Source organism: Halosegnis rubeus, assembly GCF_009184545.1.
Taxonomy (GTDB): domain Archaea; phylum Halobacteriota; class Halobacteria; order Halobacteriales; family Haloarculaceae; genus Halosegnis; species Halosegnis rubeus.
The window spans coordinates 47,319-70,471 of record NZ_QJOW01000003.1; the positions used below are offsets into that span (position 1 = coordinate 47,319).

Genomic DNA, 23,153 nt, shown 5'->3' on the forward strand with positions numbered 1-23,153 from the left:
TATGAACGCACTCACGCTCGGCCCGGAGGGGACCTACTCGCACCGCGCGACGCAGTCGGTCGCCGACGACATCGACTTCGCCGAGTCGGTGACGGCCATCGTCGAGGGAGTCGCGACGGGCGCGTACGACCGCGGTGTCGTCCCCATCGAGAACAGCATCGAGGGCAGCGTCACGGAGTCGCTCGACGCCTTGGCCGACCAGCGGGTCGCCGTCGTGCGCGAGGTCGTCACGCCGATTCGACACTCGCTGCTCGCACAGACCGAGACGTTCGAGACGGTGGCGAGCCACCAGCAGGCGCTCGCGCAGTGTCGCGAGTATCTGAATCGAGAGTATCCCGACGTGGTGACCGAGCCGGTAGCCTCCACTGCCCGCGGGGTCGAGCGCGCCCGCGAGGACAGCAGCGTCGCCGGAATCGGTCACCCGGCGAACGCGGGCGACGACCTCCGCGTGCTCGAGAGCGACATCCAAGACCGGAGTTCGAACGCGACGCGCTTTCTCGTCGTCGCGCCCGAATCCGAGCGCAGCGAGGCCGGCGGGAAGACCTCCTTCGTCGTCTATCCGAACACGAACCACCCGGGGCTGTTGCTCGACCTGCTGGAGCCGTTCGCCGAGCGCGACATCAACCTCTCGCGAGTGGAATCGCGGCCCTCGGGCGAGCGACTCGGCGATTACGTCTTCCATATCGACATCGAAGCCGGACTCTACGAGGGGCGCACGAAAGGTGCGGTCGCTGAGCTAGAGGAGATCGCAGACGAGGGGTGGGTGCGCGTGCTCGGGAGCTACGACACCGAGCACGTCGTCTGAGCGACACACAGCAGACACCCGTCTGACAGCAGTTTCACCCTGCTCCCGTCCCGCGATTTCACTTCCGCTCTGGATGGCGGGAGTTTATATACCGACACGCCGTACAAACGGCTGCACACGCTCCTTCCCTTCTGTCGAAACCGATAGGACCCCGGGCGGGGTAGCCGTAGGTATGCTCGACGTTGCAGATGTACTCGAAGCGCGCCAGCGGGTGATGGAAGTCGCCCGCCGCACCTCGCTCGACTACTCGCATACCTTCTCGAAGACGACCGGAGCAGACGTGTATCTCAAGCTCGAAAACCTCCAGCGAACCGGCTCGTTCAAGATCCGGGGGGCGACGAACAAGCTCGCACACCTCGACGACGACGAGCGCGAGGCCGGCGTCGTCACCGCGAGCGCCGGCAACCACGCACAGGGCGTCGCGCTGGCGGCAGATCGGGCGGGCATCGATGCGAAGATCGTCATGCCGGAGTACGCCCCCGTCTCGAAGGTGGAGGCGACTCGCTCGTACGGCGCGGAGGTCATCCTCCACGGCATCGACTACGACGCCGCACAGGAGAAGGCCCACGAGCTGGAGGAGCTGGAGGGCCGCACCTACGTCCACGCGTTCGACGACTACGACGTGATGGCCGGACAGGGGACGCTGGGTCTCGAAATCGTCGAAGACCAGCCCGACGTGGAGACGGTCGTCGTTCCCATCGGCGGCGGCGGCCTCATCTCCGGGGTGGCGACGGCGGTGAAGGCGAACGACCCCGAGACGCGCGTCGTCGGCGTCCAAGCCGAGGGAGCCTCGGCGATGGCCCAGTCGCTGGAGAAGGGCGAGCGCGTCGAGACCGAAGCCGTCGACACCATCGCCGACGGCATCGCCGTCGGCCAGCCCGGCTCGCTCACCTTCGAGGTCGTGAAAGAGCGCGTCGACGAGATCGTCACCGTCAACGACGCCGCCATCGCCCGCACGCTCGTCGACCTGCTCGAACGGTCGAAGACGCTCGTGGAGGGGGCCGGCGCGATTGCGCTCACCGCGGTCGTGGAGGAGGCCTTCGACTACGAGGCGGGGGAAGTCATCGTCCCGGCGCTGTGTGGGGGAAACATCGACCTGAACGTCCTGCGCAACGTCATTACGCGCGGACTGGTTGAGGACGGCCGCTACCTCAAGTTGAAGACCACGCTGGAGGACCGCCCCGGCGCGCTCGAACGGCTCATCGGCATCATCGCCGACGCGCGCGCAAACATCTTCGGTATCGAACACGAGCGCACCTCCCTGGAGATGAGCGTCGGCGCGACGGAGGTGGAGTTGGACCTCGAAACGCGAGGTCACGACCACGTCGCCGAGCTCATCGCCGCACTCGAAGCCGAGGGCTACGACGTGGAGATTCTGGTATAAAAAACCGAGCAGCGGCTGTTTACTCTGCGGAGCCGGTCTCGATGGGCGCGCCGACGAGGTTACCCCACTCGGTCCACGAGCCGTCGTAGTTGACAGTGTCGTCGTAGCCGAGCAGTTCATGCAGTGCGAACCACGCGACCGACGAGCGCTCGCCGATACGGCAGTAGGCGACGGTCGTCCCCTCGCCGTCGATGCCCTCCTCGGCGTAGAGCGTCTCCAGCTCGTCGAAGTTCTTGAACGTCCCGTCGTCGTTCGTCACGGCCGCCCACGAGATGTTGCGGGCACCGGGGACGTGGCCGCCGCGCTGGGCGGTCTCCTGCAGGCCCGGGGGCGCGAGAATCTCGCCGGAGAACTCCTCGGGCGAGCGAACGTCGACGAGCGGAATCTCGCGCTCGATGGCGTTCTCCACGTCGTCGCGGTAGGCGCGGATGGACTCGCGCGGCCCGGAGGCGGTGTACTCCTGTGCGGAGTAGCTCGGGGCCTCGTCGGTGGTCGGGTAGTCGCTTTCCACCCAGTACTCGCGGCCGCCGTCGAGCAGCTTCACGTCGTCGTGGCCCCAGTACTTGAACTGCCAGTAGGAGTAGGCGGCAAACCAGTTGGAGTTGTCACCGTAGAGGACGACCGTCGTGTCCTCGGTGATGCCGTGGCTGCCGAGCAGATTCTCGAACTCGGACTTGTCGAGGATGTCGCGGGTCTGCTGGTCCTGCAGTTGGGTCTCCCAGTTGAAGCCGACCGCGCCCGGCGCGTGGGCCTCGTCGTACGCCTCGGTGTCCACGTCGACCTCGACCAGCCGATGGTCGGGGTCGTCGCTCTGGAACTCATCGAGGTGCCCCTCCACCCAGTCGGCGGAGACGATCACGTCGTTTGCATAATCAGTCATAACTCACCCTATCAACGACCGCCCCCTTCATAGATACCCTCCATTCGGACAGTTCGGCCACCACTCTCGTTTTCCAGATATTTTTGCCGCTACAATCGTGTCAACTGCTCGCACGGAATCGGTTCAAAACGCCGCCAAAAGCGCCCGAGAGCCGTATCGAGTGATTCTATAGGTATTTGTTGCCGGTATCGTGGAGTCGCCGGCCGCGAGCGATGGCGTCGGGTTCAAGCGGGCGGGCGACGACCGACACGTATGGACACAGTCGTGTCGCCGGCGTGGCTCGCCGACGAGGCGGTCGTCGTAGACGTACGAGACGCGTGGGAGTTCGACGGTATCGGCCACGTCCCGGGCGCGGTTAACATACCGTTCGACAGCTTCCGAGGCGACGACGGCGAGGCCGGCAAACTGCCGGGGGCAGCGGTGTTCGCCGCGCTCGTCGAGGAGGCCGGCATCGGCAACGAGGATGCGATTGTCGCGTACGACGACCACCACGGCGTCTTCGCGGCCCGGTTTCTCGTGACGGCGGAGCTGTACGGCCACGACCCCGAGAGGCTCGCCTTACTCGACGGGGACTTCACCGCGTGGCAACGGGAGTACGAGACGACGAGCGAGGAGACGGCCCGAACGCCGACCGACTACGAGGCACAGTTCGACACCCGCGGCCCGCTCATCGAGATGCACGAGGTGCGTGAGGCAATCGAGGCGGGCGCGACGCTCGTGGACACGCGCGAACAGGACGAATACGACGAGGGCCACATCGAGGGGGCCGTCCGGCTGAACTGGCGGGCGTTCGTCGACGACGAGACGCGGGGACTCAAGCCAGAGTCGGAGCTACGGGAGATTCTGTCCGACCGCGGTGTCGACCCCGAAGACCACATCGTACTCTACTGTAACACCGCACGCCGGGTCAGCCACACCTACACCGTGTTGCGCCACCTCGGTTACGAACGGCTCTCCTTCTACGAGGGGTCGCTGACGGAGTGGGAACGCGAGGGCGGCGAGCTAATCAGAACGTAGATTGCTGGCTGTCCTCGTGAACGGACGCGAGCGCGACGGCCTCGACGACGAGTGCGACGATGAGCGGTCCGGCGATGAAGCCGATGACGCCGAGCGAGAGAATGCCGCCGACGAAGCCGACGAAGTAGAGCGTCACGGGGAGGTCCGCGGCGTAGCTGGCGAGCCGCGGCCGAATCACCATATCCGGGACCAGCCCGATGAGGACGCCGCCGACGACGGCGACGAGGACGGCGCGTCCGATGTTTCCGGCGAGGATGTCGGCGACTGCGAGCACGCCGAGGAGGACTCCTGGCCCGAGGATGGGGATGAACTGAAGTCCGCCGGCGATGAGCGCGAGCGTGAACGGCGCTGGGTAGCCGAGCGGGAGGAACGTGATGAGCGCGACGAGGAACGTCCCGGCGGCGGTCGCCGCCTGTAGGATGTAGATGCCGTACAGCGTGTCGCGCATGCGGAGGTGGAACCGCTCGACGATGTCGTGATACCGTCGCGGGACGACCGTGAAGACGGTCTGTGAGACCGCACCCGGCCGCAGGAGCAACCCGTAGACGATGAGACTGAACAGGAGGAGTTTCAACCCGAGGACGGGCGCGGCGCTGGCGGCGCTGACCGCTATCTCGCGGACGACACCGGCGAGCGGCTCAACGAACGTGGCGCGTTCGAGCGTGTAACTGAAGGTGGCAAACTGGACGGTGAACTCGGAGGGGAACTCGGTGATGAGCGCGATGACGGCGTCGCGACGCCGGTACAGCGAGAACGCCGCCAGCCCGAGTCCGGTGAGGACGATTCCGAAGGCCCCGACCGCGAGCGCCGCCGCCGACCACCGCCGCGAGAGCCCGCGTCGGCGCAGATACTCCCGCATCGGGTGTAACACGTACGCGACCGTGATCGCGAAGAAGGCCGTCGTGATGACGGCCCGCAGGAGAAAACCCGCGAGAACGAGCAGTCCGACGAGGATGCCAGCGAGGACGTAGCGGTTGTTCCGGCGGGGCACGGCTGTGACTCTCCGCCCCGCGGAGTAACCTTTTGCCCCGGCAGCGAGCCGCGTCGTTTAAGACCACGGAGTGGAACCACTGGGTAATGACAGACGAGCGCGTGAGCCGGCGGGCGTATCTAGCGACTGCCGGCACGGGAATTGCGATGTTGGCCGGCTGTTCCAGCGGCGGAGACGGAGCCGCACCCGAAGGCGAGACGGCGACGGACACGCCGGTCGTGACGGGGACGCCGACGGCGACGCCGGAGTCGCTGTCGGGGACGCTAACCGTCGCGACCTACTCCTCGTGGGTGGAAGACGAGGGCGCGGCCGGCCCGTGGCTGAAACAGACGTTCGAGGAACGGTACCCCGACGTGACGGTCGAGTACGTGACACCGGACGGCGAGGTGAGCCACTACGTTCAGCGCAAACAGCAGGGCGCGCCAATCGACGCCGACATGTACGTCGGCTTGAACGTCGACCAGCTGATTACGGCAGACAGCAACCTCGACACCGACTTATTCGACACGCCACAGCTGTCGAACGGGCGCAACGTCAAGGACGGTCTCCGGTTCGACCCACAGGGCCGAGCCGTCCCGTACGACACGGGGTACATCTCGGTCGTCTTCGACGAGTCGGAAGTCCCACGCCCGGAGACGTTCACCGACCTGACGGAGTCGGAGTGGGAAGACGGCCTGCTCGCACAGAACGCCCAGACGGCCGCGACGGGCCGGGCGTTCCTACTGTGGACCATCAAGGAGTTCGGCACCGACGGCTATCTGGACTACTGGCGCGACCTGCAGGCGAACGGCGTCACCATCCTCGATAGCTGGACCGAGTCGTACAGCAACGCCTACATGAACGGCGAGCGGCCGATGGTCGTCTCCTACTCGACCGACCAGGTGTTCGCCAACCGCTACGACTACGACATGACGCGCCACCAGGTCGCCGCGCTCAACGGACAGGGGTACGCCAACCCCGAGGGGATGGCTCGCTTCGCCGGCAGCGACAACTCCGACCTCGCGGCCGTGTTCATGGACTTCATGCTGACCGCCGAGGCACAGGGCGAAATCGCCGTCCGGAACGTCCAGTTCCCGGCGATTCCCGAGTCAGAGGCGGCGCTCACCGAGGAGTTCCAGACGTACGCGAAGGTACCCGACCAGCCGGTGACGTTCACCTACGACGAACTCCAGGGCAGCGTCGAGGATTGGGTCGAAGACTGGGCGCGAGAGATTGCCCAGTAACCGGGTCGCCGCCCCGCTCGCCGGCGTCGCGACGGCCGCGCTGTTGGTGGTGATGTTCTACTACCCCGTCGGGTCGGTGTTGGCGGAGGCGGTCACCGACGGCGGCGTCACCCTCGCGCCGATTCGGGGCGTGCTCGCCGACGACTTCTACACCGGCGCGCTCGCGGACGCGATTCGGTCGCCCGCGTCGATACCCGCGGGACTCGCAGGCTGGCTCCTTGCGAGCGCGAGCGACATCGCGAGCGCGCTCGCCGGTCTCGTGGGCACGCTCGTCTCACCGTTCGAGACTGGACTCCGGAGCTGGCCCGGAGCAGTCCTCGCCGGCGTCGGTGGCGTGCTCGGCGCGCTCGCCGGGGTCGTTCCGGGGTTCGGCTTGTTCGGGTTCACGGCGTGGCAGGCGCTGCTCTCGACGGTCGCGAGTCTCGCGCTCGGCCTGCCAGGGGCGTACGTGCTCGCGCGCTTCGAGTTCCCCGGCCGCCGGACGCTGGAGTCGCTGACGGCCGTCCCGTTCGTGCTCCCCTCCATCATGGTCGCAGTCGGGTTCGTCGCCGCGTTCGGCGTCAACGGCCCCCTCAACCGCGCGCTCGCCGCGCTCGGTCTCCCGACCGTCGAACTGCTGTTCTCGCTCGAAATCATCATCATCGCCCACGCCTTCTACAACGCGCCGCTGGTGACGCGTATCGTCGCGGCCGCGTGGGAGAGCGTCGACGCGCGGGCCGTCGAGACCGCGCGCTCGCTGGGTGCCTCGCCGGCCCGGGCGTTCCGCGACGTGGTCGTCCCGCAACTGCTGCCGGCGGTGGCGACGGGCGCGCTGCTCACCTTCATCTTCACCTTCATGTCGTTTCCCATCGTGCTCGCGCTCGGCGGCCTGGAGTACGCGACCGTCGAGGTGTGGCTCTACAACCGCGTCGGCCAACTCGACATCCAGGAAGCCGCGGTGCTCGCGGTGCTCGAGACCGTCGTCTCGCTCGGACTCACCTACGCGTATCTCCGGTACGAGGCCGCGACGAGCCGTGGCGACCGCGTCAGTTCGCCGCTGGACCGCGACCCCCTCGTCCGGTTCGACGCGAAGCGGGTCGCGCTCGCCGGCTACGGCGTCGTCGTCGCGGGCGTCTTCCTCCTGCCCATCGTGAGCATGCTCGCCGCCAGCGTCACCAGCCCCGAGGGGCTGACGCTGCGCTACTATCGGTTCCTGCTCGAACGGGGCGCGGAGGCGACGAGCGCGCAGGTGAGTCCCACTCTCGCGGTGCGCAACAGCCTGTTGTTTGGGGCCGGCACCCTGCTCCTCGCGGTCCCGATGGGCGTGCTGTTGGCGCTGGCCTCGACCCGGGAGGGTCGACTGGCCCGCGCGGTCGGCGTGCTCTCGATGGCTCCCTTCGCCGTCTCCGGAGTCGTCGTCGGACTGGGCCTGCTCCAGACGCTCGTCTTCGGGACGACGGTGCTCGGCCACCGCATCGTCGTCGGGGGACCGCTCGCCATCGTCGCGGCCCACGCCGTCGGCGCGTACCCGTTCGTCGTCAGGAACGTCGCCCCCCTGCTCGCGGGGTTAGACCGTCGGCTCGTGGAATCGGCGCGCGCGCTCGGCGCGACGCGAAACCGTGCGCTACTCGATATCGAACTCCCGCTGGTCGCGCCGGGCATCGCGGCGGGCGCGGCGTTCGCGTTCGCCATCTCCATCGGCGAGTTCGACTCGACGGTGCTGCTGGCGTCGGCGAGCGGATCGGACACGAGTCTCTACACCATGCCCGTCGCCGTCGAGCGGTTCCTCGGCAAACAGACGCTCGGCCGTCCGACCGCGATGGGGTCTGTGTTGCTCGCGGTGACGGCCGGTGCCTTCATCGTTATCGACCGCGTCGGAGGCCGATACCGTGAGTAGTCTCTCGCTTTCGGGCGTCTCGAAGCGCTACGGCGACGCAGTCGCCCTCTCGGACGTGAGCCTGACCGTCGAGGACGGCGAGTTCTTCACCCTCGTCGGTCCCTCGGGGTGTGGGAAGACCACGACCCTCCGGACGATTGCCGGCTTCGAGACCCCAACTGAGGGGACCGTCGCCTTCGGCGGCGAGGCGATGGGTACCACCCCGCCCGAGGAGCGCAGCGTCGGCGTCGTCTTCCAGCAGTACGCCCTCTTTCCCCACTTGAGCGTGGGCGAGAACATCGCCTACGGCCTGCAATTTACCGACCACCCAGACCCCGACGCGCGGGTCGGGGAACTGCTCGACCTCGTGGGACTCGACGGCTTCCGCGACCGCGAGCCGGGCGAGCTGTCCGGAGGTCAACAACAACGGGTCGCGCTCGCTCGCGCGCTCGCCCCCGAACCCGACGTGCTTCTGCTCGATGAACCGATGAGCGCGCTGGACGCGCGGCTCCGCCAGCGCCTCCGCAGAGAGGTGCGGGCCATCCAGCGCGACCTCGGCGTGACGACCGTCTACGTCACCCACGACCAGGCCGAGGCGCTCGCCGTCTCCGACCGCGTCGCCGTCTTTTCCGACGGGAAACTCGAGCAGGTCGGGACGCCACAGGCGGTGTACCGAAATCCGGAGACCCGGTTCGTCGCGGAGTTCGTCGGCGAGAACAACGTCTTCGAGGGGGAGATACGCGACGGTGAGTTCTCGATTGGCGACGAGCGGGTCCCCGTCGACGCCCCCGACGGTCCGGCGACGGTGTGTCTGCGCCCGGACTCGCTCTCGGTCGGCGCGGGCGAGTACGCGCTCACCGGGACGGTGACGGACGCGGAGTTCCTCGGCTCGTCGGTGCGGGTCGCGCTGGCGTGGGAAAACAGGGAACTGACGGTCCAGACCGAGACGGTGCCCGCGGTCGGCGACCGGCTGACGGTCGCCTTCGACCACACGGACCTCGTGGTCGTCGGCTGATTACTCGACGAGTCGCTCGATTTCGGTGACGAGGATGTCGCTCGCGCCGGCCGCCTTCAGACTCGTGATGGTCTCGAACACCTCGCGCTCGTTGACGACGACGTGGACGGCGACCATCTCGTCGCCGTTGTCGCGGTCGTCCTGGATGTCCATGACCGTCGGCCCGCCCATCCCGGGAATCACGCCCTCAACGTCGGTTAGCTTCTTGCGCGGGACGTTCATCATGAGATAGCGCTTCCCGTCGGCGGTGAGCACGGATTCGAGCGCCGTCGCGACCTGCTGGACCTTCGGGTCCTCGGCGACGGTCTCGGTCGCAAAGAGGTGGACCGACGACTGGAGCACCTCGTCCACGATGGCCAGGCGGTTCATCCGGAGGGTCGTCCCGGTGGAGGTGATGTCGATGATGGCGTCGGCGATCTCGACGTGCGGGGTGAGCTCCGTCGCGCCCGACACCTCGACGATTTCGGGGGAGACGGGCTTGTCCGCGAAGTAGTCGCGGGCGATGTTGGGGAACTCGGTTGCGACCGTCCCGTTGGCGAGGGCGTCGACGCTCTCGATGTCGCCGTCTTCGGGCGCTGCGAGGACAAGTCGGCAGCGACCGAAGTCCAGATCGAGCAGGTCGACGAGGTCGACGTTCGACTCCTTCACCTGGTCGAGACCGGTGATGCCGAGCGCGGCGGCTCCGTCGTCGACGTACTCGGGGATGTCGGCGGCGCGAGCGAACAGCACGGACACGTCGGGGTCGACGGTATCGGCGTAGAGCTTGCGGTCCGCACCGCCCTCGATGTGGAGCCCGGCGCGTTCCAGCAGTTCGACGGCTGGGTCGTGAAGACGGCCCTTGTTGGGCACGGCGATTCGCATACCCACCGTTCAGCCCCCCTCCCTCTTCCGCTTGTCGCCACGCGACGAGCGGAACCGTGAGCTTTGAGCGGCCGCCGCGAGTACCCCGGGTATGACACTCCTCGTGACCGGTGGGCGCATCCTCCGACCGGACCACACCGTCGAGCGCGCGGACGTTCGTATCGACACCGACGGCGACATCGACGCAATCGGCGATCTCGAACGGACCGAGCGCGACCAACCCCTCGACGCCGAAGGTGGACTCGTCACGCCCGGATTCGTCAACGCCCACGGCCACGCCGCGATGACCCTACTCCGTGGATACGCCGACGACAAGCCGCTCGACGCGTGGCTCCAAGAGGACATCTGGCCGACCGAAGCCGAACTCGGTCCCGAGGATATCGCCGCCGGCGCGCGGCTCGCGGCCGTCGAGATGATTCGCTCGGGCACGACCGCGTTCGCGGACATGTACTTCCACGTCCCCGAGTTGGTCGACGTTATCGACGAGGCCGGCCTGCGTGCACGCGTCGGCCACGGCGTCGTCACCGTCGGGAAAGACGAGGCTGCCGCCGAGGCCGACGTGCAGGAAGCCCTCGACATCGCCGCCGAGTACGACGGAGCCGCGGACGGTCGGGTTCGGACTGCCGTGATGCCACACGCCACACACACCGTCGACACCGACTCGCTCGAACGGCTCGTCGCCGGCGCACAGGAGCGCGGCGTCCCCCTCCATTTCCACTTCAACGAGACCGAGTCGTACCTCGACCCCGACGGGACCGGGGAACGACCCGGCGCGTACGCCGACCGACTCGACCTGCTCGGGGACTCGGCGTGGGCCGCCCACGGCGTTCACCTGACCGATGAGGAAATCGACCGGCTCGCCGACACCGGGACCGCTGTCGTTCACTGTCCGGCTTCGAACATGAAACTCGCCTCCGGGCTTGCACCGGTCGAACGGCTGCGCGAGGCGGGCGTGACGGTCGCGCTCGGTACCGACGGCGCGGCCTCGAACAACGACCTCGACATGTTCGGCGAGATGCGCGACGCCGCGATGGTCGGGAAGCTGGCCGCGGACGACGCGAGTGCCGTTCCCGCGAGCGCGGTCGTCGAGATGGCGACGCAGGCGGGAGCAGACGCACTCGGCCTTCCCGGGGGGAAAATTGCGGAGGGCGAGCCGGCGGATCTCGCCGTCGTCGACCTCTCGGGTGCCCATCTGACGCCGGAACACGACCTCGTGAGCCACCTCGCGTACGCGGCCCGCGGCAGCGACGTGCGCCACACAGTCTGTGACGGCAAGGTGTTGCTGCGCGACGGCGAGCTACTGACGCTCGACCCCGCGACCGCGAAACGCGAGGCCGAAGAACGTGCACGGGAGGCCGTCGAGCGGGCGTCGTGAGCCGCTTCGGTAGCGTTTAGGCCGCCGCAGTGATACGCAGCGTATGAGCACACCGACGACGGAGTACGACTCCATCCGGGCGCGTCTCGACGACCCCGAGACGGCAATCGAAGACGGCCACCGGAAAATCGAGTGGGCGCGAGAACACATGCCTATCCTCCATGAACTCCGCGGGGAGTTCGAGCGCGACCAGCCGCTTTCCGGCGAGACGGTCGGCATGGCGATGCACGTCGAGGCGAAGACGGCCGCCCTGACCGAACTGCTCGCCGCCGGCGGCGCGGAGGTAGCTATCACCGGCTGCAATCCGCTCTCGACGCACGACGACGTGAGCGCGGCCCTCGACTCGCAGGAGGGAATCACGTCTTACGCCGAGCGCGGCGTCGACGACGACGCCTACTACGCAGCTATCGAGGCCGTCATCGGCCACGAGCCGACCATCACCGTCGACGACGGGATGGACATGATCGCGGCTATCCACCAGGACTACCCGGACCTCATCGACACCATCGTCGGCGGCTGTGAGGAGACGACGACGGGCGTCCACCGGCTGCGCGCGATGGACGAGGACGGTGAGCTTCGCTACCCCGTCTTCGCCGTCAACGACACGCCGATGAAACGCCAGTTCGACAACGTCCACGGGACGGGCGAGGCGTCGCTCGCGAACATCGCCATGACGACGAACCTCTCGTACGCCGGCAAGACGGTCGTCGTCGCCGGCTACGGCGACTGCGGCCGCGGCGTCGCCAAGAAGGCGAAGGGCCAGAACGCCCACGTCATCGTCACGGAGGTCGACCCGCGGCGCGCGCTCGAAGCCCACATGGAGGGGTACGAGGTCACGAACATGACCGACGCCGCCGCCAGGGGCGACGTGTTCATCACCACGACCGGCAACCGCGATATCATCACCGACGACCACTTCCCGGAGATGAAAGACGGGGTCGTGCTCGCGAACGCCGGCCACTTCGACGTGGAGGTCAACCTCGACCAGCTCGAGGAGTTAGCCGTCGAGACGCGTGAGGCTCGCGAGGGCGTACAGGCCTACGAACTCGCCGACGGCCGCCGCATCAACGTGCTCGCGGAGGGGCGACTCGTCAACCTCGCCAGCCCGGTCGCGCTCGGCCACCCGGTCGAGATTATGGACCAGAGCTTCGGCATCCAGGCCGTCGCCGTGCGCGAGCTCGTGGAGAACGGCGAGAGCTACGAGGCCGGCGTCCACGACGTGCCCGACGCACTCGACCGCGAGGTCGCGGAGACGAAGCTCGAAGCGGAAGACATCACGCTCGACACGCTCACCGACGAGCAGCGCGAGTACATGGGGTCGTGGGACCACGGAACCTGACGGCTACGAACTGACCGGTTCGCCGGATCCGAACGTCGCACCGTTCACGAGGACGAACACGACCGCCAGTGACTTCCTCCCCACCCTACTCGCTCACCGCTGACGCGGTTCGCTTCTTGAGGGTGGGGCTTCCTGCTTCCACGACGCGCTTTGCAGACACCGAATCGGTGTCCGTAGGGAGCGCAGTCTCCACAGGCGTTGATTCGGGACAGCCCGTCCCTACTTGTTCGAGACCGCGAGAACGGATGTTCCACGACGCATTCGCGTCTCTGTCTGCCTCAAACCCACACGACGGACACGAATGCTCGCGTACCCACAACGGTTTATCCGTCTCGACGCCACATGACGCGCACTCTTTGGTCGTGCCTCGGGGGTCCACGGCGACGAAGTGCGTTCCTTCCCGCTCGCACTTGTATTCGAGCATTCGCAGGAACGTCCCCCATGAGGCTCCGGCGCGGTTCCGAGAGTTGCCCGGAAGTTCGACCAGTCCCTTCGCGTCCAAGTCCTCGACCGCCACGAGGTCGTACTCGCGGGCGTAGTACGCCGAGAGTTTGTGCAAGAAGTCTCGACGCTTGCGCTTCAGGTCAGCGTGGCGTCGAGCGACCGTCTTGCGCTGTTCCTCCCAATTGTTCGAGCCGTGTTCCTTCCGTGAGAGGTTTGCTTGAGCGCGTTCCAACCGTTCGCGTTCGTCGGAAAGGTCAGGCGACTCGACGGCAGTCCCGTCACTGTCGTGGACGTATTTTAGGATACCCACGTCGATACCAACAGCGTCAGTCACCTCGTCGGGCTTCTCGGGCGGGTCGTCGGGAGTTTCAACGCCAAGGATGGCGGACCACTTACCGGTGGGTTCGCGTTTGACCGTGACGGTCTTGATAGTGGCGCCTTCGGGGAGGTCGCGGTGGAACGTGATGGGGATGTCACCAATCTTCGAGAGCCACAGTCGGGTCCGGCCACTCGTGTTTTTGAGTTTGAAGCCAGACTGACTATATGTGAACGATTGATACTCGCCCGGTGCTTTCCACTTCAACTCCCCGACGCTGTAGCCGTTCTGCTTCCGGCCTTTGAGCGTCGATAGGTTGTCGTACAACCGCTGGACGACTTTCTGCAAAACCTTCGAGTGAACGTCTCGCAGGTCGGCCCACCAGTCTTTCAGGTCCGGCAGACGCTTCTGCTCGGAGTACGACGACGTATCATCGTGTCTATTGAGACGGTGGAGGAAATGGTTGTAGACCTGCCTACAGGTATCGACAGTCCACGCTAATCGCTCGCGGAGGTCGTCAGACGGGTTTAGCCGATACCTGTAGTTGTAGTTCATCTATTCGTCGTCGGGGTCAGAAGTACGGACGACTTTCACGTCCGCGCCACGCCAGTGTTTCGGGACGTAGACGTGAGCGCCGTTGCCGGTGGCTTTTACCTCGCCGTCCACGACTTCGTGGCCGTTGATTGTGAACTGGTCCATGTACGATGTAGATACATTGTCGGGACTGATAAACGTGCAGGTGGGCCTGTGAGCCGGTCGTTGCAGAGTGTATGTGAGACGATGACGGCGCTGTATCCCCGCCCTACTGCGCTACTCGGTCGCTTCGCTCCCTGCGTTGCTCCTTGAGGACGGGGCCTTAGCGCCTGATTTTAGGTAAATCCCGCCGAGTATCGAGGCGGGAAGCACGAGCAGTCCGTAGACAGTCGCCAACACACCGAGAATTGCGAGCGGGAGCGTCCCGACGCCGAAGGCGGGACGCGTCGTTGTCGTACTCATTAGGAAGGTGACGGCACCTGGGCCGATAACGGTTGTGTGCTGCGAGATAGCGCGCGCCGACAGGTGTTTTAAGCCGCTCCGTCGCCGGATTCCGGTATGGTCAACGTGAACGCGAAGGGCGACCGCCGCGAGCGCGAACTCGTCAATCTGCTCGACGAGAACGGCTTTGCGGTGATGCGTGCGCCCGCGTCCGGTGCCGCCACCGACCGGGAGCTTCCCGACGTGCTGGCCGGCGACGCCGAGTCCTTCTACGCCATCGAGGCGAAGTCCTCCGGAGGCGACCCCATCTACCTCACCGGCGAGGAAGTGGAGGCGCTCGTCTACTTCTCGCGCAACTTCGGCGCGAAACCTCGCATCGCCGTCCGCTTCGACCGCGAGGACTGGTACTTCTTTCATCCCGGCGACCTCCACGTCACCGACGGCGGAAACTACCGCGTCAAGAAAGAGACCGCCCTCGCGGACGGGACGGACTTCGCCGAGCTGGTCGGCGACTCACAGAAGGTCACGCTCGATGAGGTGGCAGTCGAGACGCCCGACGACGAGCAGTTGGACGTGCTCCGGGCGGTCGAATCGGGCGCGCTCTCCGCGGAGGACGCGGTGGAGATGCTGTAGCTTCCACCCGAAATAGGGGGGTCACGCCCGGTTCGAAGGGCTTTTGCGGCGACCGACGGAGTTCGGAGTATGGAACTCGACCGGGAGACAGTCGTCGAGGCGGGCGTCTCGACGGTGGCCGTCGCACTGTTCGTCGCCGCGCTCGTCGGGGTCGGCAGCGCGAACGGCCGCGCGGATCTTACGGCCGTCGGCGGAAAGGGCATGCTCGCAGTGCTGTTCGGCTTCATCCTCCTGATGACCGTCATCGGCGTCTTCCTCAACCGCCGGTAGTCTCGGGGAGTTTAAACCGTCCGGCGCGGACGATTTCGTATGAGCGAGGCCGACGCCGACGAACCGGCCAGCGCCCGCGGGCGCGAGGTCTGGATCGAGAAGTACCGCCCGGAGACCCTCGCGGATATCAAGGGCCACGAGAACATCACCGAACGCCTCCAGAGCTACATCGACCGCGACGACCTGCCCCACCTCATGTTTGCGGGGCCGGCCGGCACCGGGAAGTGTGTCACCGGAGAGACACCGGTGTTAACGAACCACGGAGTCAAACGGATGGAATCAATCGCCGGGGACGTCGATGGGTTCGGAGACGTACCACCAGATACCGAAGTCGCGACCTTCACCGAGGGCGGGAACTTCGAGTACACCAACCCGTCTGCCGTCTTTGGAAAACAGACCACAGACCTACGTCGAATCGAGACACGCGACGGCGGCGAGATGACCGTCACCCCAGAACACAAGCTACTGGTCGCGTCGGCGGACGGACTCGAATGGATTCGCGCAGCGGAACTGTCCGCTGGTGACCGAATCGCGCGCCCACTCGACGCGCCGATGCCAAACTCCGGTACGGAACTGAACTGGCTCACGGCGATGGACGGTGACCGAACACTCGTCCACGTTACCACCTCATTCGCGAGAGAAAACGGGATACCGGATGCAGAGCAGTACACTGGAAACCGGAAGCGAGTTGCAACAGGAATCAGTCGCGGTGACACCGTTTCGGAGTTGGCCGAGGAGACCGGACTTGCAAAAAAGACGGTCCAGCAGTACCGTCGTGAGACAGTGTCGGTAGACCAGCCAAACACAGTGTGTTCGCTCTCGTATCTTCGCGGACTGGACGTGGGCCGCGAGCGTCTTGAGCAGGCTATCACCGGGATACAGTACGAAAGCGAGAACGGCCAGCGCTCTGACATCATTGAGCCGGCGTGGAAACTGACCCCAGCGCTCGCTCGATTCGTCGGGCTGGCAGTGAGTGAAGCGCGAATCGAGGGGGCACGGGTGAAGTTCTACAACACCGACGAGAACCTACTTACCGCGTTCGAGAACGCTGCCGAGTCGGTGTTTGGGATGGTACCAGAAGCCGGGAAACAGCGGGACGTTCCGTACCGAGAGCTTCGGAACCGAGCGCTGACACATCTACTGGAATCCTGTTTCGCGCCGTTCCACACCGGAGACGAACAGGGAGACGCGATAGGCACGACACTCGTCCGTGCACCGACCGAGAGTCGGCGAGCGTTCCTCCAAGCGATGTTCGACGCCGAAGCACACGTTTCTCCGATCGGAGAAATTGAGCTGACACAAAAAAGCGAGCGCACGGTTACGTTGCTCTCGTATCTGCTCGCCGGAGAAGGTATCCCGAGTCGGCGAACCACTGCTAAAAAAACCGCCTCAAACGGAACAGGAATAGAACGTGAGTATCATACACTGTACGTCTCAGGAGTTCCACATCTTCAGCGGTTTGAAGAGAAGATTGGATTCAGGATAGAGGAGAAGGCCGAACAGTTAGCGGAAAACGCGGCGCGAACGTCGAATCCGAACCACGACACGATACCGGCACAGCACGCGGTCGATACCCTGTGTAACCGACTCAATCTGGACAAGAAGGACCACATCTCACCGGAGACCAATCCAGAGACGCCAGGACGAGAGCGATATCTCGACGGCGTCGATACACTGCTTGGCGCGGCCACGGAGCGGCTGGACACTGCACAGGCAGCACTTGAGCGATTGGCAGCACTCCGCACCGACATACAGGCCGCTGTCGGAACACCAACGCAGTGGGTTCGTGAACGAGGCAAACTGAAACCGCTTGAGACAAGACGGGAAGTATCCGCCGACACTGGAGTCCGAAGCGATCGGCTGCTGGAGTATGCTGACGGGCGGCGGACCCCGAACGCAGACCGGGCGGTAGAACTGCTCAGCCGAGTTGATGGAACCGAATCACGGGAGCTCGAGCAGATTCGAAGCGAGCTTGACGGCATCATCCACACACTGGGCATCTCGTACGAGCAAGTGACGAACGGGACGGAGATGCGTGGAAACGGAATCAACAGTCTCCTCAGCGAAGGTAACGACCTCTCGTCGCTAACTCGGTTCGAAACTGTGAGCGAGCGGCTCAAGACCCTCGCCACGGAGATGTGTTCACGAGAGACGGTTGCCGCGCTCGGTTCACTCCACCGGCTCACAGCAGGGACACTGTATTTCGATACAGTAGGAGAGGTCGAAGCCGTCTCCGAGCCGCAACGAGTGTACGACCTCACAGTTCCCGAGACGCGCAACTACGTCGCAGGGAACGTACCGACGGTGATGCACAACACGACTGCAGCGACGGCTATCGCGCGTGAACTCTACGGCGACGACTGGCGCGAGAACTTCCTCGAGCTCAACGCCTCCGACCAGCGCGGTATCGACGTGGTCCGCGACCGCATCAAGAGCTTCGCGCGCTCCTCCTTCGGCGGCTACGACTACCGCGTCATCTTCCTTGACGAGGCGGACGCGCTCACCTCCGACGCCCAGTCGGCACTTCGCCGGACGATGGAGCAGTTCTCCAACAACACCCGCTTCATCCTCTCGTGTAACTACTCCTCACAGATTATCGACCCCATCCAGTCGCGGTGTGCCGTGTTCCGGTTCTCGCCGCTGGCCGACGAGGCCGTCGCCGCGCAGGTCCACGAAATCGCCGAGGCGGAAGGCATCGAAATCACCGAGGCGGGCGTCGACGCGCTCGTGTACGCCGCCGACGGAGACATGCGCAAGGCCATCAACGGCCTGCAGGCCGCCGCCGTCATGGACGACACCGTCGACGAGGAGGGCGTCTACGCCATCACCTCGACAGCCCGCCCGGAGGAAATCGAGGAGATGGTCGAACTCGCGCTCGGCGGGGATTTCCCGCAGGCGCGGGCGAAACTCGACACGCTGCTCACCGAGGTGGGCATCGCCGGGGGCGACATCATCGACCAGCTCCACCGGTCGGTGTGGGAGTTCGATTTGCCGGACCGCGCGACCGTCCAGCTGATGGACGAGATCGGCGAGGTGGATTACCGCATCACCGCGGGGGCAAACGAGCAGGTGCAACTGGAGGCGCTGTTAGCTTCCCTCGCACTGGACGAGGAGTAACGGACAGCATCCGCTCGCGGAGCGAGCGGTTCACCGAGCCGACCAGCGGGAGGCTCGGCTGTGGCTTTTAGAGCAGATTTTGCCAGTGAGGGTGAGCGGAGCGAGCCCGAGCGGGCAAAAGGTGCAGGTGCAACTGGAGGCGCTGCTCGCGTCGCTCGCGCTGGACGAAGAGTAGTACAGAAATCGGCTTCGTGGTGTGCACACGAAGCCGGCGGGAGCGTGTGACGAGTACTCCCGTTAGTGGATACGTGACCCGGCTACAAGAGTCTCCGGTAACACCGGGTAATCGAGTCACGAGGGCTGTACGGTCCGAAACCGGCGGGTGTGAACCTTCGGAATGCTTTTGCACAGTCGCCCGCTCGTGACGCTAATGAGCGATCTCACTGCGGAATACGAACTCGACTACTTCTACGAGAACGGGTTCACGCGGTCGGAGTGTACGTCCTGTGGCGTCCACTTCTGGAGTCGCGACGAGGAGCGTGAGACCTGCGGCGAGCCGCCCTGCGAGCAGTACGACTTCATCGGCGATCCCGGCTTCAACGAGAGCTACACGCTCGAGGAGATGCGCGAGGCCTACCTCTCCTTCTTCGAGGAGCACGGCCACGAGCGCATCGAGCCGTATCCGGTCGCGGCGAACCGCTGGCGTGACGACGTACTCCTGACGCAGGCGTCGATTTACGACTTCCAGCCGCTCGTCACCAGCGGGAAGACGCCGCCCCCGGCGAACCCGCTCACCATCTCACAGCCCTGCATCCGGATGCAGGACATCGACAACGTCGGCAAGACGGGTCGCCACACGATGGCCTTCGAGATGATGGCCCACCACGCGTTCAATGCGAAGGAGGAGGCCGGCGACCAGTACGCCTACGAGGGTGAGGTGTACTGGAAGAGCGAGACGGTCGCCTACTGCGACGAGCTGTTCGAGTCAATGGGCGCGAATCTGGATGAGATCACGTATATCGAGGACCCGTGGGTCGGCGGCGGCAACGCCGGTCCCGCAATCGAGGTCATCTACAAGGGTGCCGAGCTGGCGACGCTCGTCTTCATGAAGTACGAGCAGGACCCCGACGGCGAGTACGAGCTCAAGGACGGCAACACGTACTCGGAGATGGACACCTACATCGTCGACACCGGCTACGGGTTAGAGCGGTGGACCTGGATGAGTCAGGGGACGCCGACGGTTTATGAGGCCATCTACCCCGAGAGCATCGACTTCCTGAAGCAGAACGCCGGCATCGACCTCTCCGAAGACGAGCAGGCGTTGGTCCAGCGCGCTGCCACGCTCGCGGGCGGGATGGACATCGACGAGGCCGAGGACATGGAGACGGCTCGCGGTGACATCGCCGCGGAACTGGGCGTGGAGCGCGCGCGCCTCGAAGCACTGATGGAGCCGCTGGAGACCATCTACGCGATTGCCGACCACGCCCGCACGCTGGCGTATATGTTCGGCGACGGCATCGTCCCGTCGAACGTCGGGACGGGCTATCTCGCCCGGATGGTGCTGCGCCGGATGAAGCGACTCACCGACACCGTCGGCGTCGACGCACCCCTCGACGAACTCGTGGATATGCAGGCTGAGCGGCTCGGCTACGAGAACCGCGACACCGTCCGCGATATCGTCCGCACGGAGGTCGAGAAGTACCGCGAGACGCTCGACCGCGGGAGCCGACAGGTCCAGCGACTCGCCGAAGAGTACGCGGAACGCGGCGAGCCGATTCCCCTCGACCGGGTCATCGAGCTGTACGACTCTCACGGCATCCAGCCGGACATGGTCGAAGAGATCGCCGAAGAGACCGGGGCAGACGTAGAGATTCCAGACGACTTCTACTCGCAGGTGGCCGACCGCCACGGCGGCGAGACCGACGAGGAGGACATCGACGAGAAAGAGACCGAGCGCGTCGCCGACCTGCCGGACACGGACAAACTGTTCTACGAGGACCCCGAGCGAGCCTCATTCGAGGCGGTCGTGCTCGACGTACTCGACCGCGGGGAGGGGTACGACGTGGTGTTAGACCAGACGATGTTCTACCCCGAAGGCGGCGGTCAGCCGGCCGACACGGGGACGCTCGCGACCGACGACACCACCGTCGAGGTGGAAGACGTACAGGAGGAGTCCGGCATCGTGCTCCACCGCACCGACGAGGACCCCGGCAAGGGAGAGTTCGTGCGGGGTCACGTCGACATGACGCGCCGGAAGCGACTGATGGCCCACCACACCGCGACTCACATCATCGGCCACGCCACCCGGACGGTACTGGGCGGGCATATCCGACAGGCGGGCGCACAGAAGGGGACCGACTCCTCGCGGCTCGACGTGGCCCACTACGACCGCATCTCGCGTGCGGAAATCAAGCGCATCGAGCGAGTCGCCAACGACTACGTGCGCGACAACATCCCCGTGACCGACGAGTGGATCCACCGCAACGACGCCCAATCCGAGCACGGGTTCGACCTCTTCCAGGGCGGGATTCCGCCGGGTGAGGAGATTCGACTCGTCCACGTGGACGACGACGTGCAGGCGTGTGCCGGCACCCACGTTGCCCGGACCGGTGATATCGGTCTCATCAAGGTACTCACGACCGAGCGCGTCCAGGACGGTGTCGAGCGCATCCAGTTCGCGGCCGGCGACGCCGCGGTCGAGGCGACACAGGCGACCGAAGACGCCCTCTACGAGGCGGCCGACACCCTCGACGTGGAGCCGAGTGCCGTCCCCGAGACGGCGGAACGGTTCTTCACCGAGTGGAAACAGCGGGGCAAGCAGATCGACGAGCTGAAAGAACAGCTCGCGGAGGTGCGGGCCGCCGGCGGCGGTGACGCCGAGACGGTCGAGGTGGGCGACACCGAGGCGGTCGTCCGGCGCATCGACGGCGATATCGACGAGCTGCGGACGACGGCGAACGCGCTCGTCGCGGACGGGAAGATCGCCGTCGTCGGCTCCGGACAGGAAAGCGTGACTTTCGTTGTCGGCATCCCCGAGGGCGTCCCGGTCAACGCCGGCGCGCTGGTGAGTGAACTCGCGGGCAGAGTCGGCGGTGGCGGCGGCGGCCCGCCAGACTTCGCGCAGGGTGGCGGCCCGGATGTCGACGCGCTTGACGACGCGCTCGACGCCGTCCCCGAGCTGCTCGAACAGCAGTTGGACGCGTAGCCGTGCCCCGGGCGCGACACGACGGTATCGAACTCTACTACGAACAGGTCGGCAGCGGCGACACCGTCGTCTTCCTCCCCGAGGCCGGACTGGGCGCGTGGTCGTGGGGGTGGCAACACGACGCCGTCGCCGGCCCGTTCGAGTCGCTCGTCGTCGACCCGCGCGGGACCGGCCGCTCCGACGCGGCCGACGACTACGGCGTCGAGACCCTCGCCGCCGACCTCGAAGCCGTGCTCCGCGACGCCAACGTGCGCAGCGCCCACCTCGTCGGGCACGGACTCGGCGGTGCGGTCGCGGTGGCCTACGCCCGCGAGTACAATCGCGCGCGGAGTCTCGCGCTCGTGACGACGCCCGCCGCCGGCGACGTGGTCGACACGGACGCGCTCGGACGGCTCTTTTCCGACGAGTGGCCCTCAGTCGCCTTCTCCGAGTCGTACGTCGGGGTCGCGCCCCGCGACGAAATCGAGGGGTGGCGGCGGCTGGACGACGCTGACGCCGACGCGCGCGAGCAGCTGTTCGCCGCCTACCGCGCGTTCGACCCCGGCGCGCTGTACGAAATTACCGTCCCGACGCTCGTGCTCGGGGCGCTCGATTCGCCCGTGATTCCCGAACCCGCCTGTGAGACGCTCGCACAGGGGCTTCCACGCGGCGAGTACGAGCAGGTGGAGGGGCGACACCTCGCTCACCTCGAACACAGTCGCGCGGTGAACGACCGACTGCTGCAGTTTCTAGAGGAGTAGCAGGGAAACCGACTTTCGGACGGGGCACGAACGGACGGTATGACTCGGCCACGAATTGCACTGCTCAACACCGCCCACACCACACAGGACACCAGCCGGAACTTCCGGCGGGAACTCGACGCCGACCTCGTGGAATTCCGACTCACTGAGGGTGACCGGCCCGAGGGATTCGACTACGATGGGTTCGTCGTCACCGGCTCCCGGTCGGCCGCATACGACGACGACGAGTGGATACGGGTGGCGAAGGCGTGGTGTCGCGAAGCCATCGACCGCGGACTCCCCGGTTTGGGTATCTGTTTCGGCCACCAGCTGCTCGCGGACGTGCTCGGTGGGCGCATCGAGTCGATGGGCGAGTACGAACTCGGCTACCAGACGGTCACCCGTGTCGCCGACGACCCCGTACTGGAGGGGTTAGGCGATTCGTTCCTCGTCTTCACGACCCACTCGGATGCCGTCGTCGAGCTGCCCGAGAGTGCGACGCTCATCTTAGAGAATGACTACGGGATTCACGGCTTCCGCGACGACAACGCCGTCGGGATTCAGGCACACCCGGAGTACGACGCCGACTCCGCGCGGATGGTGACGGAGGGGAAATCGCTCCCCGACGAGCGAATCCAGTCCGTGCTCGACGAGATTACGGAGGAGAACTACCGGCGCGCCTGCCGGTCGAAGCAAGTGTTCGATAATTTCCTCGCGACCGTCAGGGAGCGACGGCGGGCTTCGGCGTAGTCGAAATCGCCGCGTTGTGGGGAAAGGAGTGTTTTTACC

The 23,153-nt window shown here is 65.8% G+C and carries 20 protein-coding genes; 14 read left to right on the top strand and 6 right to left on the bottom strand.

What is annotated here, in order from left to right:
- The first annotated feature begins 1 nt into the window (after position 1).
- Both pheA and ilvA read left to right on the top strand, forming a co-directional pair.
- On the top strand, positions 2-805 hold the full coding sequence (gene pheA / locus DMP03_RS07815) for a prephenate dehydratase (RefSeq protein WP_152120153.1): 804 nt from the start codon (positions 2-4) through the stop codon (positions 803-805).
- Positions 806-977: 172 nt separating this feature from the next.
- The gene (ilvA, locus tag DMP03_RS07820; protein WP_152120154.1) at positions 978-2,189 is read left to right on the top strand and encodes a threonine ammonia-lyase; all 1,212 of its coding nucleotides are present in this window, start codon (positions 978-980) and stop codon (positions 2,187-2,189) included.
- 19 nt (positions 2,190-2,208) lie between these two features.
- On the opposite strand, the gene DMP03_RS07825 is transcribed toward ilvA, so the two are convergent.
- The gene (locus DMP03_RS07825) at positions 2,209-3,069 is read right to left on the bottom strand and encodes a sulfurtransferase (RefSeq protein ID WP_152120155.1); all 861 of its coding nucleotides are present in this window, start codon (positions 3,067-3,069) and stop codon (positions 2,209-2,211) included.
- A gap of 252 nt (positions 3,070-3,321) precedes the next feature.
- Here DMP03_RS07825 and DMP03_RS07830 point away from each other — a divergent pair, with 252 nt between their 5' ends.
- Entirely contained in the window at positions 3,322-4,086 is a 765-nt protein-coding gene (locus DMP03_RS07830; RefSeq protein WP_152120156.1) for a sulfurtransferase, read from the top strand.
- Here the strand turns inward: DMP03_RS07830 and DMP03_RS07835 are convergent.
- Complete coding sequence (locus DMP03_RS07835; protein WP_152120157.1) at positions 4,076-5,077, bottom strand: AI-2E family transporter; 1,002 nt, start codon at positions 5,075-5,077, stop codon at positions 4,076-4,078. The two genes, DMP03_RS07830 and DMP03_RS07835, sit on opposite strands and share 11 nt — an antisense overlap.
- Before the next feature lie 86 nt (positions 5,078-5,163).
- Between DMP03_RS07835 and DMP03_RS07840 the strand changes: the two genes are divergently transcribed.
- Genes DMP03_RS07840 through DMP03_RS07850 form a run of 3 tightly spaced genes read left to right on the top strand, consistent with a single transcriptional unit; the run spans position 5,164 to position 9,170 of the window.
- Positions 5,164-6,300 (top strand): thiamine ABC transporter substrate-binding protein, encoded by a 1,137-nt coding sequence (locus DMP03_RS07840; RefSeq protein WP_394349306.1) that lies wholly within the window; start codon positions 5,164-5,166, stop codon positions 6,298-6,300.
- 52 nt (positions 6,301-6,352) lie between these two features.
- Positions 6,353-8,176, top strand: coding sequence for an ABC transporter permease (locus tag DMP03_RS07845; protein WP_152120458.1), 1,824 nt, complete (start codon positions 6,353-6,355; stop codon positions 8,174-8,176).
- The gene (locus tag DMP03_RS07850; RefSeq protein ID WP_152120158.1) at positions 8,169-9,170 is read left to right on the top strand and encodes an ABC transporter ATP-binding protein; all 1,002 of its coding nucleotides are present in this window, start codon (positions 8,169-8,171) and stop codon (positions 9,168-9,170) included. The genes DMP03_RS07845 and DMP03_RS07850 overlap by 8 nt, the downstream gene beginning before the upstream one ends.
- Here the strand turns inward: DMP03_RS07850 and hisG are convergent, their stop codons facing one another.
- Complete coding sequence (gene hisG, locus DMP03_RS07855; RefSeq protein ID WP_152120159.1) at positions 9,171-10,031, bottom strand: ATP phosphoribosyltransferase; 861 nt, start codon at positions 10,029-10,031, stop codon at positions 9,171-9,173.
- Between the two features lie 91 nt (positions 10,032-10,122).
- Between hisG and DMP03_RS07860 the strand changes: the two genes are divergently transcribed.
- Together DMP03_RS07860 and DMP03_RS07865 are read left to right on the top strand one after the other, a co-directional pair.
- On the top strand, positions 10,123-11,406 hold the full coding sequence (locus tag DMP03_RS07860; RefSeq protein WP_152120160.1) for an amidohydrolase: 1,284 nt from the start codon (positions 10,123-10,125) through the stop codon (positions 11,404-11,406).
- A gap of 43 nt (positions 11,407-11,449) precedes the next feature.
- On the top strand, positions 11,450-12,745 hold the full coding sequence (locus DMP03_RS07865; protein WP_152120161.1) for an adenosylhomocysteinase: 1,296 nt from the start codon (positions 11,450-11,452) through the stop codon (positions 12,743-12,745).
- A gap of 85 nt (positions 12,746-12,830) precedes the next feature.
- Here DMP03_RS07865 and DMP03_RS07870 read toward each other — a convergent pair whose 3' ends face one another.
- From DMP03_RS07870 to DMP03_RS07880, 3 genes are all read right to left on the bottom strand, one after another.
- A complete protein-coding gene (locus tag DMP03_RS07870) occupies positions 12,831-14,060 on the bottom strand; it encodes an RNA-guided endonuclease InsQ/TnpB family protein (protein ID WP_172967104.1) in 1,230 nt (409 codons plus the stop codon).
- Positions 14,061-14,204 carry a DUF2080 family transposase-associated protein gene (locus tag DMP03_RS07875; protein ID WP_152120162.1) on the bottom strand — a complete coding sequence of 48 codons (144 nt, stop codon included), beginning with the start codon at positions 14,202-14,204 and terminating at the stop codon, positions 14,061-14,063.
- A gap of 111 nt (positions 14,205-14,315) precedes the next feature.
- Complete coding sequence (locus DMP03_RS07880) at positions 14,316-14,501, bottom strand: hypothetical protein (protein ID WP_152120163.1); 186 nt, start codon at positions 14,499-14,501, stop codon at positions 14,316-14,318.
- A 96-nt stretch (positions 14,502-14,597) separates the two neighbouring features.
- Here DMP03_RS07880 and hjc point away from each other — a divergent pair, with 96 nt between their 5' ends.
- From hjc to DMP03_RS07910, 6 genes are all read left to right on the top strand, one after another.
- Positions 14,598-15,113, top strand: coding sequence for a Holliday junction resolvase Hjc (gene hjc / locus DMP03_RS07885; protein WP_152120164.1), 516 nt, complete (start codon positions 14,598-14,600; stop codon positions 15,111-15,113).
- A 69-nt stretch (positions 15,114-15,182) separates the two neighbouring features.
- Positions 15,183-15,383, top strand: coding sequence for a DUF7472 family protein (locus tag DMP03_RS07890; RefSeq protein ID WP_152120165.1), 201 nt, complete (start codon positions 15,183-15,185; stop codon positions 15,381-15,383).
- A 39-nt stretch (positions 15,384-15,422) separates the two neighbouring features.
- Positions 15,423-18,500, top strand: a complete 3,078-nt coding sequence (locus DMP03_RS07895) for a replication factor C small subunit (protein ID WP_172967105.1) — start codon at positions 15,423-15,425, stop codon at positions 18,498-18,500.
- Between the two features lie 370 nt (positions 18,501-18,870).
- Positions 18,871-21,645 carry an alanine--tRNA ligase gene (alaS, locus tag DMP03_RS07900; protein ID WP_152120166.1) on the top strand — a complete coding sequence of 925 codons (2,775 nt, stop codon included), beginning with the start codon at positions 18,871-18,873 and terminating at the stop codon, positions 21,643-21,645.
- A 2-nt stretch (positions 21,646-21,647) separates the two neighbouring features.
- On the top strand, positions 21,648-22,385 hold the full coding sequence (locus DMP03_RS07905; protein WP_152120167.1) for an alpha/beta fold hydrolase: 738 nt from the start codon (positions 21,648-21,650) through the stop codon (positions 22,383-22,385).
- A gap of 39 nt (positions 22,386-22,424) precedes the next feature.
- On the top strand, positions 22,425-23,114 hold the full coding sequence (locus DMP03_RS07910) for a type 1 glutamine amidotransferase (RefSeq protein ID WP_152120168.1): 690 nt from the start codon (positions 22,425-22,427) through the stop codon (positions 23,112-23,114).
- Positions 23,115-23,153 lie beyond the last annotated feature (39 nt).